The sequence below is a fragment of the Streptomyces sp. NBC_00513 genome (assembly GCF_041431415.1).
Taxonomy (GTDB): Bacteria; Actinomycetota; Actinomycetes; order Streptomycetales; family Streptomycetaceae; genus Streptomyces.
Genome location: NZ_CP107845.1, coordinates 276,806 through 290,869, shown reverse-complemented (window position 1 = coordinate 290,869; position 14,064 = coordinate 276,806). Strand labels below are relative to the sequence as shown.

The 14,064-nt window shown below is 66.6% G+C and carries 14 protein-coding genes and 1 pseudogene; 5 read left to right on the top strand and 10 right to left on the bottom strand.

Annotation, left to right across the window (positions count from 1 at the left end):
• The first annotated feature begins 298 nt into the window (after positions 1–298).
• Positions 299–2,632 (top strand): Orn/Lys/Arg decarboxylase N-terminal domain-containing protein, encoded by a 2,334-nt coding sequence (locus tag OHA84_RS01405; RefSeq protein ID WP_266977229.1) that lies wholly within the window; start codon positions 299–301, stop codon positions 2,630–2,632.
• A 725-nt stretch (positions 2,633–3,357) separates the two neighbouring features.
• A complete protein-coding gene (locus tag OHA84_RS01400) occupies positions 3,358–3,630 on the top strand; it encodes a YgiW/YdeI family stress tolerance OB fold protein (RefSeq protein WP_266977227.1) in 273 nt (90 codons plus the stop codon).
• Between the two features lie 141 nt (positions 3,631–3,771).
• Here the strand turns inward: OHA84_RS01400 and OHA84_RS01395 are convergent, their stop codons facing one another.
• From OHA84_RS01395 to OHA84_RS01385, 3 genes are all read right to left on the bottom strand, one after another.
• Entirely contained in the window at positions 3,772–3,957 is a 186-nt protein-coding gene (locus OHA84_RS01395) for a cold-shock protein (RefSeq protein WP_266977225.1), read from the bottom strand.
• A 947-nt stretch (positions 3,958–4,904) separates the two neighbouring features.
• Positions 4,905–6,335: a group II intron reverse transcriptase/maturase gene (gene ltrA / locus OHA84_RS01390; RefSeq protein WP_266973464.1), complete on the bottom strand. Its 1,431-nt coding sequence runs from the start codon at positions 6,333–6,335 to the stop codon at positions 4,905–4,907.
• Positions 6,336–7,029: 694 nt separating this feature from the next.
• Positions 7,030–7,260 carry an e9imm peptide gene (locus OHA84_RS01385; RefSeq protein ID WP_266977214.1) on the bottom strand — a complete coding sequence of 77 codons (231 nt, stop codon included), beginning with the start codon at positions 7,258–7,260 and terminating at the stop codon, positions 7,030–7,032.
• A 286-nt stretch (positions 7,261–7,546) separates the two neighbouring features.
• Between OHA84_RS01385 and OHA84_RS01380 the strand changes: the two genes are divergently transcribed.
• The gene (locus OHA84_RS01380) at positions 7,547–8,323 is read left to right on the top strand and encodes a hypothetical protein (protein WP_266977212.1); all 777 of its coding nucleotides are present in this window, start codon (positions 7,547–7,549) and stop codon (positions 8,321–8,323) included.
• Between the two features lie 492 nt (positions 8,324–8,815).
• Here OHA84_RS01380 and OHA84_RS01375 read toward each other — a convergent pair whose 3' ends face one another.
• The 5 genes from OHA84_RS01375 to OHA84_RS01355 form a co-directional block, all read right to left on the bottom strand.
• Complete coding sequence (locus OHA84_RS01375) at positions 8,816–9,574, bottom strand: hypothetical protein (RefSeq protein ID WP_266977210.1); 759 nt, start codon at positions 9,572–9,574, stop codon at positions 8,816–8,818.
• A 249-nt stretch (positions 9,575–9,823) separates the two neighbouring features.
• Positions 9,824–10,303 (bottom strand): ricin-type beta-trefoil lectin domain protein, encoded by a 480-nt coding sequence (locus OHA84_RS01370; RefSeq protein WP_266977208.1) that lies wholly within the window; start codon positions 10,301–10,303, stop codon positions 9,824–9,826.
• Positions 10,304–10,823: 520 nt separating this feature from the next.
• Positions 10,824–11,324, bottom strand: a complete 501-nt coding sequence (locus tag OHA84_RS01365; protein ID WP_053683604.1) for a peptidylprolyl isomerase — start codon at positions 11,322–11,324, stop codon at positions 10,824–10,826.
• Positions 11,325–11,380: 56 nt separating this feature from the next.
• On the bottom strand, positions 11,381–12,019 hold the full coding sequence (locus OHA84_RS01360) for a hypothetical protein (RefSeq protein WP_266977206.1): 639 nt from the start codon (positions 12,017–12,019) through the stop codon (positions 11,381–11,383).
• 9 nt (positions 12,020–12,028) lie between these two features.
• Positions 12,029–12,274 (bottom strand): hypothetical protein, encoded by a 246-nt coding sequence (locus OHA84_RS01355; protein ID WP_266977204.1) that lies wholly within the window; start codon positions 12,272–12,274, stop codon positions 12,029–12,031.
• A gap of 73 nt (positions 12,275–12,347) precedes the next feature.
• On the opposite strand from OHA84_RS01355, the gene OHA84_RS01350 reads away from it, so the two are divergent.
• The gene (locus tag OHA84_RS01350) at positions 12,348–12,650 is read left to right on the top strand and encodes a transposase (RefSeq protein WP_266977202.1); all 303 of its coding nucleotides are present in this window, start codon (positions 12,348–12,350) and stop codon (positions 12,648–12,650) included.
• 329 nt (positions 12,651–12,979) lie between these two features.
• Here the strand turns inward: OHA84_RS01350 and OHA84_RS01345 are convergent, their stop codons facing one another.
• Entirely contained in the window at positions 12,980–13,198 is a 219-nt protein-coding gene (locus OHA84_RS01345; protein WP_266977200.1) for a hypothetical protein, read from the bottom strand.
• A 486-nt stretch (positions 13,199–13,684) separates the two neighbouring features.
• On the opposite strand from OHA84_RS01345, the gene OHA84_RS01340 reads away from it, so the two are divergent.
• Entirely contained in the window at positions 13,685–13,864 is a 180-nt protein-coding gene (locus OHA84_RS01340) for a DUF5959 family protein (RefSeq protein ID WP_353962544.1), read from the top strand.
• 32 nt (positions 13,865–13,896) lie between these two features.
• On the opposite strand, the pseudogene OHA84_RS01335 reads toward OHA84_RS01340, so the two are convergent.
• Positions 13,897–14,043 (bottom strand): annotated as a pseudogene (locus OHA84_RS01335) (ATP-binding protein); the annotation flags it as partial.
• Between the last annotated feature and the right edge of the window lie 21 nt (positions 14,044–14,064).

Sequence of the window (14,064 nt, the reverse complement as noted above, 5' to 3'; positions counted from 1 at the left end):
CGCATGCATCCCGCGTCCTTGCCTGGAACAAACCCGCCTCGACCACTTGGCGCGGTGGCCTGTGGGCCGGCCGTGCTGGTCGCCGGCCGTGCCAGCGCGGTCCGCGAACCCGACGTCTACACCGGGGGCCGTCCCGCTCCACGGTGACGCTGTCTTCGAGCCGGGGTCTGCGGAACTTGGGGTGCCCTGTCGTGCGCCCCCGCCGAACGGGTGAGGGTCGCCGGATTCCGACCCGGTCCGTGGTGTTTGAACTCGATGCTTGGCAGGTCGGGATGGGTTGACGCACGTGGAGAGTGTCATGGCGAACGGTAGTGTCCTGCTGGCTTTGCGCGAGGACCCCTTGGGTCGGGGCGTCGGTGGTGACCAACTGCGAAGGATCGGAAAGGAGTTGGAGAACCGTGGCTTGGAGGTGCGGTGGGCGCGGACCGTCGAGGCGGCCTGCGCCGCCCTGCGTACGGAGGCGGGCCTGTCGGCCGCGGTCGTTGCCTGGGACCTGCCGTCCGAGACCGGTGAGGACAGCGACGGCCGGGGAGCGGCCGTCTTGCGCCAGATCACCCGCCGATTCACGGCCCTGCCCGTCTTCGTCGTCATGAGCGAGGAATCGGACCACGGCCTGGACCGCCTCCCCCTGTGGGTGGCGGAGAGTGCCGTCGGATACATCTGGCCTCTGGAGGACACGCCGTCCTTCATCGCGGGCCGGGTCTTCAACGCCGCCCGGGAGTACGGCGACTCCGTCCTGCCGCCGTTCTTCAAAGCGCTGCGACGGTTCGACGACGCCCACGAGTACTCCTGGCACACCCCGGCGCACTCGGGCGGCGTGGCCTTCTTGAAGTCGCCCGTCGGCCGGGCCTTCTTCGACTACTACGGTGAGCGGCTCTTCCGCACCGACCTGTCGATCTCGGTGGAGGAACTGGGTTCCCTCTTCGAGCACAGCGGCCCCATCGGGGAAGCGGAGCGCAACGCCGCCCGCATCTTCGGCGCCGACCGCACGTACTTCGTGCTCCAGGGCGACTCCACCGCGGACCGCATGGTCGGCCACTACTGCGTCACCGCCGACGAGATCGCCCTGGTGGACCGCAACTGCCACAAGTCAGTGCTGCACGGGCTGGTGATGTCGGGTGCGCGCCCGGTCTACCTCGTCCCGACCCGCAACGGATACGGGCTGGCCGGGCCGCTTCCGGCGCGGGAGACAGCGCCTGCCGCGGTCGCCGCCCGGATCGCCGCCCACCCGCTGACACCGGGCGCGGTATCGCCCCAGGCCCAGTACGCGGTGATCACGAACTCGACGTACGACGGCCTGTGCTACGACACCGTGGAGACGGCGCGCACACTGGCACCCAGCACTCCACGGCTGCACTTCGACGAGGCCTGGTTCGCCTACGCGCGCTTCCATCCCCTGTACGCCGGCCGGTACGGCATGGCCGTGGGGCCGGACACCCTCGAGGGTGACGAGCGTCCCACGGTCTTCGCGACCCAGTCGACGCACAAACTGCTGGCCGCCCTGTCGCAGAGCGCCATGGTCCACGTGAAGTCCTCGCCCCGAGCGCCGGTCGAGCACCACCGGTTCAACGAGACCTTCATGATGCACGGCACCACCTCGGCGCTGTACCCGATGATCGCCTCATTGGACGTGGCCGCGGCGATGATGGACGGACCGCAGGGCGAGTGGCTGGTCAACGAGGCGGTGACCGAGGCCGTGCGGTTCCGGCAGGCCCTCGTCCGTACCGGGCGCCGGATCGCGGAGGCCGGGGACCGGCCGCCGTGGTTCTTCGGCGTCTGGCAGCCCGACACCGTCACCGACCCGGCCGACGGGACCACCGTGACCTTCGCAGACTCCTCACCGGCACTCCTGGCCTCCGAACCCCGCTGCTGGGAGCTCGTCCCGGAGGCGGACTGGCACGGCTTCAAGGGACTCAGCGAGGGCCAGTGCCTCCTGGACCCCATCAAGGTGACGCTGACCTGCCCCGGCGTCAATGCGCGCGGCGAGGCGGACTCCTGGGGCATCCCCGCCCGCATCCTCACCGCATACCTGGCCGGCCGCGGCATCGTCGTGGAGAAGACCGACACCTACACCACCCTCGTCCTGTTCTCCATGGGCATCACCAAGGGCAAGTGGGGCACCCTGATGGACGCACTCATGGACTTCAAGGCCCTCCATGACGCAGACACCCCGCTGCGCCAAGTACTGCCCGATCTCGTCGAGCGCTACCCGCAGCGCTACAGCGGCACGACCCTGCGCGGTCTCTGCCAGGACATGCACGAACACCTGACCCGGGCGGAACTGATCGACGCCCTGGACACCGCCTTCCAGCAACTGCCGGAACCCGTTGCCCCGCCCCAGGCCTGCTACCGGCAGCTGATCCGGGGCGGCACGGAACGGCTCCCCCTCGCCCAGGCCGCCGGCAGGGTGGCCGCGGCCATGGTGACCGTGACTCCCCCGGGGATCCCCGTCCTGATGCCCGGAGAAGCGCTCGGCGCGCCGGACGGCCCGGTCCTGCGCTACCTGCGTGCGCTGGAGGCGTTCGACCGGGCCTTCCCCGGGTTCCACAGCGAGGCCCACGGTGTCACCATCGACGGCGACACGGGGGACTACCTCATCGAATGCGTACGCCTGGGCATCCAGATGACGTGAGCCTCACGTCGCGTCGTGTTCGGGCCCGGGCAGTTCGAGTAGCGCTCCACCAGCCGGCGAGTCACCATCAACCAAAGCCATCAACCAGATCCCGGCCTGAACACACGTCCGGCCTTGGTCCCCCCTCCAGGGCGTGCCGGTGCCCCGGCGGCGCTCGCCACCGGCGCACCGGGAACGCGGGCCCGCTCGACGGAGATCGGCATGTTCCTTGCGCCCACGGCGTGCACTGCTGCCCACGCCGTGGAGCGCCGTGGGCGGTCGCGTGGCACCGTGAAGACGCCTTGGGAAGTGTGCGGGGAAGGCAGCTTTCCGAGCGGTTCCCCGCGCAGGCACCGCCAAGCCGGTACGGCGGCGCGCACGGCCAGCCCAACCGAACGCTCTCACGTTCGGAAATCCCGGCGACCTTCTGAAGTTCCTGCGGCGAGCCGACCTGGAGCCCCGACCCCGAGGAGTCCTGAGGGCAGCTGTGCCCCTAGACGGACAGGCCACCTCCGTCGGAGGCCTGCGCGTGGCTACTGGGCAGTCTGGCGTACGGAATCGGCTAACTCGCGGTGCTCCACCGCCAGCTGCTGGCCAAGCCAAATAGCGCTGTAATCGCGTCAAATACCAGTTGCTGGGCGAGGCGCACGACGCGGCGTGAGGACCAACTGGGATATTCATTCCGGCCTGCCCAGCCTGGCAACGCATGGCTCCTGGGCTCGTACACTCTGGAAAGGATTGAAAGCATGACCACAGTCAGTGCGTCCACCGTCGCCGATGCTAAAACGAAGGCGACTGACGGCACGCCAGTGACCCTCACAGGCTACGTCATCCAGGAAGTCGGCCCCGGCCAATACAATTTCCAGGACGTAACGGGCACCATCACCGTTGAAATCTCAAGAGAAGACCTTCCGCCCACCGAGTTCAACGAGAAGACCAAGCTGAAGATCAGGGGAGACGTCGACAAGAGCGACACCCACATCCGGGTGAGCGTAGACATCGTGGAGATCACGGCCTGATCGGACGTATACGGGCCGAAAGGAAGACTGCGGCCCGTAGCCGCCAGCAGGTGCCGCGGCCGCCTCACCCCCGCGCAGCTCGCCGCACTCGCCCAGCTGGGGGTGGAGTGGGCGAGCAGCCCTCGGTTGGGGTGTTCAGCGTTATGCGATCCGGACCTCCTGGGCCTGCATGCCCTTCTGGCCCCCGGTGACGACGAAACTGACGGCCTGCCCTTCCTTGAGGGTCTTGAGGCCGTCGGCCTGAATGGCCTTGAAGCCTACGAAGAGGTCATCACCCGCCTGAGGCGTGATGAACCCGTACCCCTTCTCGTCGTCGAACCACTTCACCGTGCCGCTCTGCCGACTACTAACGCTTCCACCCGATCTCTCCGAGGATGATCAACGCCGCCATCCCTGCCCCACCCCGGCCCCAGGAAACCCAAGGCCGTGGGGCCGCGAGCAGGGGCCACTGGCGGGTCCAACCAGGCGACCCCCCTCCGACTCGGGCAGGACGTCCTGGACGCCGCCGACGATCGCGGCGTGCGCGAGCCGGTTCGCACTGAGCTACTCGAGCGCCTTGGCGCGGTCGCCGAGGCCCAGGTCCTGCGGCACGGTTCAACCACGCGACAGCCAACCTTCAGCGGGAAACGACACCGGCCTTCAGCAGAAGAACGACACGCCTTGGCGAAAGATCCCAGCCCTCAACGCGCCGCGACCTGGTGTACACCCCTGTCGCAAAGCGACGAAGAATCCATGTCGCCCATCAGCCGGGGGCGGAGTCCCCTATAGCTCTGACCTGCCGGTATTCGGCCCGAACGGGCCCCGGGGGAAGTCATAATGGGGGCATGGGACAGACCATGGTCGTCGCAGTGTGGCCCGAGGGCCTCGACCGGCTCGACGCCCTCGTGGACACACACCAGAGCGCAGAGACCCGGTGGCAGGCCGCCGCCGAGCAGGAGGCCGGGCTACTCAACCTCCGGGGCGTGGCCTGGCGTCAGGCACACGCGGAGCTCCGGGCCGAGCGGGATCGGCTTCGCGAGGACGGCCGCCACCGGGTGAACCGGTGGCGGGCCCTGGCCCCCACCCTCCGCGCCGAGTTGGAACGGCTCAGCCTTCTGCGGGAGTGGGAGCCGATCCCCGAAGGCGCCGCGCAGGCCAGGCAGACGGTGAGGTCGACTCGGGGCGCCCTGCTGATGTTTCCACCAGTGGGTTTCCCCGAGTCGCCTCCCGAACCCGGCGTGCCCGTCTCCGGGCACCGGGCTCTCCACAAATCTCGTTCCGGGGTGTTCAGTTCCTCATGCCGTAGTGGGCCACGGAGACGGAATGAGTTTTCCCCGGTATCGGTATCTGGTCGTGCTTACCTTTGCCGGGTTGAGCAGTTCCGCTTCCTCTGTGACAGGCCACCAGCCGCCGCTGTAATAACGTCGGCGGAGCTGCTTCCAAGTGATTCCGGGATGTTTGCGCCGGATCCATCTAGTCACCCTCATCCACGTGTAGTGGCTGAGGTAACAGAAAGCGACGTTCGACACTCCGGGACGGAAATACGCGCACCATCCTCGCAACACCGAGTTCAGTCGGTGGAGCAAGGACTCCAGCGACAGGCCGACGTTCTGTCGTCCGGTCAGTTCCTTCACCTTGCCCGTTACGGAACGTACTGACTTCCGTGCGGGATAGGTGTAGATGTACTGCCGGTCAGTGCCCCGTTTCCAGTGGCGCTGGATGCGCCATCCGAGAAAATCAAGGCCCTCGTCAATGTGCGTGATCTTTGTCTTCTCCACCGACAGGCGAAGGCCCATCGACTTCAATGCCTCTGCGACCTCGTCGCGTAGTTCCTCGGCATGTTCGCGGCGCCCGAAGACGAGTACGAGGAAGTCGTCCGCGTACCGGACCAGCCGGTAGTTGGGCAATCCTCGGCGCCGTCTCCTGCGCCGGTCCTCGGAGGTGCCATCTGGCCCTCCGGGGGCCTGGGCGATGTGCTCGTCCAGGACCGAGAGTGCGATGTTGGCCAGCAGCGGCGACAGGATCCCGCCCTGCGGGGTCCCGGTGCGTGTGTCCGTGAAAGCTCCGTCACGGGACAAGATCCCGGACTTCAAGAACGCCTTCACCAAGGACAGCACCCGCTTGTCCCCGATTCGATTCCGCACCCGTTCCATGAGGGCCGGGTGCGCGATCTCGTCGAAGCACGCCGTGATGTCGCCCTCCACCACCCACTCGTATCCGTGGCTGGCGAGGTAGCGACTCTCGGCGATCGCATCGTGGGCTCGGCGGTTCGGGCGGAACCCATAAGAACACGGGAGGAAATCCGCTTCGAATACCGGCTCCAGCACCAGCTTCAAGGACGCCTGGACCACTCGGTCCGCCACGGTCGGAATCCCGAGACGACGAAGCTTGCCATTCGCCTTGGGAATCATCCGCTCGCGGACAGGGACCGGATAGAAGCTGCGGTCTCTGATCTGGGTCCGCAGCTTGTCGAGAAACGTCTCGACCCCTTGCCCGACCTCGATGGAGCGGGCGGTCTTCCCATCCACTCCGGCCGTGCGGGCACCCTTGTTTCCCCGGACACGGTCCCACGCCACCAACAGGAAGGCGGGATCGGCCACGAGGTTGAACAGGTCGTCGAACCTGCGATGAGAATCATCGACAGCCCAACGGTGCAGCTTGGTCTGGATCTCCAGTACCCGGCGTTCGGCCTTCATCAAGGCCCATTCCAGCTCGTCGGTATTCACCGGCGACAGCCTCCTGGCATTCCAGTCTCCTTACTGCCGACTTGCTGGCCCCCTTCCCCATGTGACCGGCTTTCCCGGCCTCGGAGTACTACGGAGCCTCCGTCCTGCCCGACGGCCATCAGCCGGCGATGGACCTGTCCCCGACCGGACTGGATGTCCGATACAGGGACGACCGCGGACAGTTCCCACGTTCACCACGAAATCGATCGACAGGTGAGGTGCCCAGCTCTACCCCGGCAGCATCGCCACGCTTACGCCGCAGACTTTCGGCGTGGCCTCCCCACCGATGAATGGAGTCGGCTTCGGAGTCGACCACCGAAGAGCGCTGGTGGTCGTGCACTGCGTCCGGCCCAGATCCGCCAGGTTCGAGCCGGTGTCGTAATTACGGGGCGTCAGGCACTGATTTCTCGCGTGCACCTTCCTGTCTCGCTAGCCGGACCCGGATCGTCTGGCAGTACCAACCCGTCCCGGCGTTGTCGGGGCTGCTTACCGCTCGGCTCGGCATCCCCCGAACCGAACTGCCCCCAGCTTCAACCGGATTGCTACGACAACCCGGTGGTGAAGGTCTCTCACCTCACTCGATTCCATGGCGCCTCGTGGCGCACCCACCCGCTACGACAAACGCGACTACGTCTTCCTCTGCACCGCCACCGCGGCAGTCCTCGTGGTCTGGCTCCGCAGCTGAGTACCGGCGTCACAAGGCAGTGGCCCGGTGCGCCAAGCCCAGGTCGACCACTTCCTCGGCCGACAACTCCCGCTCCGGCGGCCCAAAGACCAGGCCGCTGACGTGACCAGACGGACAGGCCAGAGCTCTGTCGAGCCTGACCGGCCATTCGTTCGCCTCACCTTCGGAGACGTTGTCCGCTTCCATGATCCGCTGCACGAGCGCAACGGCTTCCGCCCGACTCAACTCCACTGCACTCATCAGGCCCCTCCCTCGACGTCACCAACGAGCGGCATGATCGGCCGGACAAGTCCTAGCAGCAGAGGCTGCTTGCGGCCCGCGCCGTCGAACCGGCCCGACACCCGCCGGCCAGGCAGGCGTGGCCGGTGACGTCAAGGGGTGGGGCCCGCCGGCACCTGCTGGTCGTATACCCGTGCCCCTCCGGGCTTTGACCAGGCGCTGCGTCGGTAGAGGATGGGGAAGTGAGTGGGTCTGCGTGGTGGATGTGGGCCTTTGACCATTCCGATGGCAGGGAGCGTTTCTTCCGATGTCCGCACAGCCCTCCCACCCTGCTCTCGGTGGCCCCGAGAACGCCCCGGGCATAGATGTCTCACCGTTCAAGCCTTCCCTTGTCAAAGCGGTGTTCAGGGACGTGACCTCGATGCACGTTGCCCGGTCGGCCGCGTGGGCTGCCTCGTCGGTGACGCGGACGGTGTTGACGGCGATCATCGACGGCGCGCGGAAAGCGGCGGGGGAGGAGGCCCGGGGGAAGCTGGTACCTGGGGACCTTGTCTCGTCGATCAGCGCGAACGTCGAACTTGAGGTGGGAGAAGGATGGTATGAGCACAGCCCGACGTTCAAAGGCCTGACCGGTGTCATGTACGACGAGGAGGGTGTCGTCGTGCCTTCCCGTAAGCGCAGCAGGTCGCGCAAACCGAGTGCCGTGGTCGGCGCTCACAGGTTCGAGGCCGGCGTCAAGAAGCTGCTGTGGAGCCGGGGGGCCACGGCCGTTCCCGCGATGGTCCGAGACCTCGACGGGATCGCGAGCATGCTCCTGACGGGCCTCGCCCGGGACGCGGCCATGGTCGTCCGCGAGGGCGGCGTCAAATGGTTCGGCAGCGTCACCATCGGCATACCGGGCGAATCGGCCCCACCGCCACTCCCCAACGACTTCTCCCATCCCCTGTCCACCCGCAGCGGGGACAGGCGCACCATCGGCAGGGATGACATCCTGGCCGCCACCACGATGCAACTGTTCGGCGACATCAGGCAGCAAGCCCTCAACGAGGCACGCGAGGCGACACAGAACCCTCCGACCGGCTGAGCGGGCACACTCACCAGCACCGCCCACCGGATACCCCGCCAAATCAGACGGTTTTGCAGACCGCTCACGACCGCAGCCGTTTGCCCCTCTGGAGAACCCCGATCCGGGCGAAGCCCTCACCGTCACCCGCGCCGAGATCAGTACTGGCGCCGTCAGGCGGTCACGGTCGCCCGTCCCACCTCGGCGATCGCCGCCACCACGGCCACCGTGACGACGTCGCCGCCCGCCTCAGGGATCAGCCGGGCGGGGGGCCGGGCGCCCACCCCAACACCCGCAAGCCTGGCCAGTCGAGTTCGGGGCGCAGCAGGGGGAGAAGGGCGACGTCCAGGGCCCGGTAGAGGTTCACGTCGACTTCGCCGCCGCGGGCTTTGCCGTAGTCGACGGTGACCGTTCGGACCGGGCGCAGAAGGCCGAGGCGGACGAGTGGTCGACATCGCTGCGCAGCATGCCGAGGCGGACGGCGACCTGGTCGGAGGGGTGGCGTCGGGTCCGCTACGACGGCGTCGCCATCGGAGTCGCCCACCGCCCCGAAGACATCCGAGTCTTCCTCGCCGCCGCCGGCCTGGAGAACGCCGAGGACGTGGATCGCACCGACCCCGACCTTCGTGGAATGGCGGGGAGCGGGCCCCGAAGCCTGGGAGCCGGCGCCGTAGTGCCTGGCCCCTGCGCGCGGGGGTGTCGGCAGCGGCCGTACCGGAAGCCCGGCCGGGCCCGCGCACCCGACGTCCGGGGCGGGTCAGTCCTTCTCGGCGCTGGGGTGCCGAGGAGCAGGATCAGGGCCGGGTCCACTGCTCCGCTGGCGGTCGTGTAGGGGAGGGTGCCCTCGACCGCCGCTTGGAGCAGCACCTCGAAGTCGCTGGGGGTGAAAATGTTGGCGGTCACCGCGCCGATGCGGACGGCCGTGTCGTCGTCCAGGTGCTGTATCGCCTTGCGCAGGTCTCCGACCGTCAGAGCCCGGTGGCCCTCTCCCTCTCGGCAGTCCCTGTAGTCGAACTCGAAGGTGTGGCGTCCGACGTGGTCGGCGTGCAGCAGGCACGGTTCCGGATCGGACGGGATGTTCTCGGTGTCCCGCGCGGTACAGCCCGCCAGGATGACCAGTTCACGCGCCCCCGGCCGCCAGCGAAGCCACCAATCGTCCGCGCCCGCCAACCGCGCGTGGGCGTAGTGCCACTCACCGTCGTGGCCCACGTGCAGGTCGCACCAGGTGAAGTCGTCCCGCACATTGGCGCCGTACGGGGAAGCAGCCCCCACCGCGGGATCGGCGAGGGGGCACACCAGGCCAACGCGCCACCCACACACCAGGTACCGGCGCAATCGGGATCGGCCCCGTCCCTCGACGAGCTCGCGGTGACCCACGCATCGTGGACACGCCAGCCGCCGGGCATCCGGGACCTCGGCGGCCGAGGTGGCCACGGCGGGGCAGCTGTCAGGACTCCTGAAGACCCCCGACAGCAGCGACCGTGGCTGCCACCATGCGATAGCCGGCCTGGACCGGCGAGGTCAGGCGGCGGCGAGGCTGATCTGGTCCTTGAAGATCACCCAGCGCTGACCCTGGTCCTTCGGGTCGCAGGGCTTCGTCGAAACGTTCGGAGTGTTCCAGGCATTGGCGAAGCAGTAGGCGGGGGCGTAGCTGAGGGCGATCTGCTGGCCCGAGACATTCCAGTACTGCCCCTGGTCCTTCGGGTCGCACGGCTTCACCGAGACGTTCGAGGCGTTCCACGTGTTGGCGAGGCAGTACGCCGGAGCGTTGCTCAGGAAGATCTGGTGACCCGAGACGGTCCAGTGCTGGCCTTGGTCCTTCGTGTCGCACGGCTTCGTGGAGACGTTCGGGGTGTTCCAGGCATTCGCGAGGCAGTAGAGCCCGGGAGCACGCAGCGCGGGGGCGGCGGTTGCCGCGGCCTGCGCCCCGGCGGCCGGCAGGAGGGACGCGGCCAGCGCCAGCGTCGTGAGGACGAGCGTCTTGCGGAGAGCGATTGCCATGAGGGCGAAATCCGTTCTTGGTGCGGAGTGGGATTCACGCCCGAACGCGAGATGGCTTCCCCACTCCGCTCCGAACGCAAGGTAATTGGTAGCAGCAGCCAAGAGTTGGCCAACGGTTTCTGCGCAGCACCTTCACCCTTACGGGCAGCTAGATGTGATGACCCGACAGACAGCCGAGAAGAGCCAGGGAGTACTCCGAGACACCCCCGGCCCCTCGCACCGCCCGGAACGGCTTCTGTGGAGACGGCTCGACGATCGGTTCACCGGGACACCGAACGATGGGAACCGGCAGGTCAGTGCTCTGGTTCGACGCGGGCACGGGCATGTACGGCCCGGTTCCACAGAAGTTGGGCCAGAACCCGAGAACGGGCGTCGGATGTTCACGACTTCGGGAGGCACGGCGAGGGGCCGTCGTTCGAATTGAGTGATGGAGTCGGGTCGTATGCCAGGTGCTTGGGATGGGGCTGTTGAGCACGAGGTGCCTCCGGCCGAAAGCCGGAGGCACCTGTGATGGTGGTTCTCAGTCGAGGCGCTTGGCCGACTTGATGTAGACCGGGTCGGTGGGAACGTCGCGCATGCCGTTCTTGAGCCCCGTGGGGGTAGCCACGATCTGGTCGACGATCTCCATGCCCTTGATGACCTTCCCCAAGACGGCGTAGCCGCGGTCCCGGCCGGGGTTGAGGAAATCGTTGTCGGCCACGTTGAAGAAGAACTGCGAGGTGGCCGAATCCGGGTCCGAGGTGCGGGCCATGGCGACCGTGCCGCGGGTGTTCTGCAGGCCGTTGCCGGCCTCGTTGCGGATCGGGTCGCGCGTGGACTTCTGGACCAGCTGGTCGGTGAAGCCGCCGCCCTGGACCATGAAGCCTGGGATCACGCGGTGGAAGATCGTGTTGTTGTAGAACCCGCTGTCGACGTACTCCAGGAAGTTCTTCGTGGAGATCGGGGCCTTCTCCGCGTTGAGTTCGATCTCGATGTCCCCGAAGCTCGTGGTCAGCAGGACATGGGGGTTCTTGTCGCTCATGGTCGCGTCTCCTGTCACCTAGGGATGTGGATCATCCGTGGTGCCAGCCTGCACCATCATTTGGAGCCGGCAGCGCCAATCGGGCCGAAGCCCGCCGCAGACCTTGACGTTCGATTCCTCAAAAGCGGCACGACTACCTCCCGGAGCCGTGTCCAAACGCTGTTCGAATCGGGGATCTGGCGCAATTTCCGTGATCTCGTAGCCGTAAGTGACACCGGCTGGGCAGGCGGGGATTGGCCCGAGCACGCGTACTGCCCGCATGCCGACCGAGCTGCTGACGAACGAATCTCAATAGACATGGTTCCTTCGTCCAGACCATCCAGCACCGGTAGAACGCAGCGTCGATCGATCAAGCGCCTGGCGGTCGTCAAGCTCAGCTGGTAGGTATCTGCCAGCTCACCTGTCATCCATGCGTCCAGTGGCCGGGTGGTGTCCCAGCCAGCCAGGGCCATGCGAACCGGTACGGGTTCGTCGGCTTCCAGCTTCTCGAGCAGGCCGAGCATGGGTTCGACGGCCAGGACTGTTTTGCCCGCCCCCGCGGCTCCGGTAATAAGCAGCCGCCGGGGTTGAATGCGGCAGTAGTAGCCGCTGATCTCGCTCAGACGACCGGTGGGCGCAGCACCAACAGCTACCCGGGACGGAGCGGCGCGGAAGGTGAAGGCGACGTCGATGGGCTGGTTGTCGCCACCCAGCAACCTGGTGCGCTACGCCAGTTCACTTTTCTCCACCGCTTCGTCCAGTTCCCGGGCCGTTTGGACGAGGTCCATCTCGGACGACGGCTTGAGCATCTTCGCCGCTGCGCCGGACAGGGGCAGCAGCGCGAGCCACAGCCCGAACACACCCAGCTTGTCGGACGTGGTCAGGTTGCCGCTCATGAACGTGACCACGGCCCAGAAACCGACAGCCAGGCAGCCGCGGCGAGCAGCAGCCCTCCCGAGTATCGAACCCATTCCCGCTGTCGTGCGCCTCTCACCGCATGCCCCATACCAATCACCCGGCGCGGGAGCGCCGCGCTGGAGCCGAGTGAAACCAAGCCGACCCCGAAGGCGTCCGGAAGCCCTGCTCGGCGACAAGGGCTACGACTCCAACCCCAACCGCGATGAGCTGCGAAAACGCCGGATTCTGCCCGTCATCTCCCGCAAAGGAGCCCCGAACATCAAGGGCATGGGCAAGCTCCGCTACGGCGTGGAGCAGACCTTCGCCCTGCTCCACCAGTTCAAACGACTCGCCGTCCGCCGGGAACGCCGCCCCGAGCTCCACGACGCCTTCGTCTCTCTCGCCTGCAGTCTCATCTGCTGGAGACGCCTCAACAAGTCCGACTCATGATCATGTTACGAGCTCTGAGGGGGCTGTCGCAATCCGGAACCCTCCGCCTTCTCCAGTGCCATGTTCCCTTGGGCCGATGAAATCTCGTTTCCCACGAGCCTCGCAGCATGGAAATGGGCGAATTAGAGATTGCGGTGTGACGGTGCCATAATTGGGGCGGCATCGATGCCCACAAGGCCCTATGCGTTGCCTATGCTTGATTCATCACTCGTACGTTCAGAACTCTAGATGTGCCTATGCGTCTAGCTTGCCTTGCCCGATGGTGAAATCCGGTACGGTCTCCCCCTCCGCAAATGCGAAGGGGGAGACGGCAACCCAGAAGGTAGCCTTCAGGAATTCCCGTTACGCTGAGGCTGGGGCGGACCGTCTATGTAGCGGCCGACTCCCAGATTAGTGGCCAGCCCAAGGGCAGCAGGGGCCAGTTCCTCCAGCCACTCGGGCACCTGGTACCCCTCATCCTTAAGCGAGGCGATGATCCTCTTACTCCCCCAGCTGACAGCCAAGGCGCTGACGCCCGTGAAAATCTTAACCGCAATTTCGACGCTCATGCTGCATCCCCCTAGAATGAGAGCTCAATGCGAGCAACCCTTACCAAAGGATGCGCCCACATGTCGCCCGTTGTAAAGATTCCTGCGTGAAGAAACGATCCGGCAAATGCTTGGTGCTATAGCCCGTGAACCGGCTGCTCGACCTGGCGACGCCGGATCCCTCGCAAGGCCGGGGTTTCCCAACATCTGGCCGGCGCCTCCAAGAGGACGCTGAACCGCTGTCAAGGCGCATCGGGCGCATTCAACGTTCTTGTGATGCTTCGATGCCGCATCGAACGTCTCCCGAATCGGGAGAGGGCGCGTCACACTCGATGAGGTTCGGGTGGTGACCGCCCGGGCTGGATGGACTCGACCTCTGAGGGGGCGTCATGGGGAAGATCGTTGGCACGGTCGTGGGGACGGCCGTTGCGCTCGGTGTGGTGGCCGGATTGGGTCTGTGGAGGGCCGAGGAGGGTGGCGGTGTGGATGACGCAGTAGTGGTGGCTGATGAATGCCCGGCGGACATCGGCCAGGGCCAAGCCGCTGAGCCCTGGTGTCATCGGGGTGTCGCTCCATGACGGCCCGTCGTCGCAGGTGACGGTCAGCTTTCCACTCTTCCCGGCGACCGGCTGGATCGTTGATCAGCGTGCTCGTCTCCAAAGGGTGCGACGAGCTTTCGCCAGCTGACCGTCCGGACGTCGCTGGTGTTCGGCTCGTGGTCAGCCGGCGGCTTGTTGTTCGGCGCGGGCGCGGGTGGTGGCGAGGCGGTAGGAGTCGGTGCCGGTCTCGATGATGTTGCCCCCGAAGGTGAGGCGGTCCACGATGGCCGCGCAGAGGCGGGGGTCGGTGAAGGTCTTGGTCCAGCCATCTGGGGCTGGCACATGTTC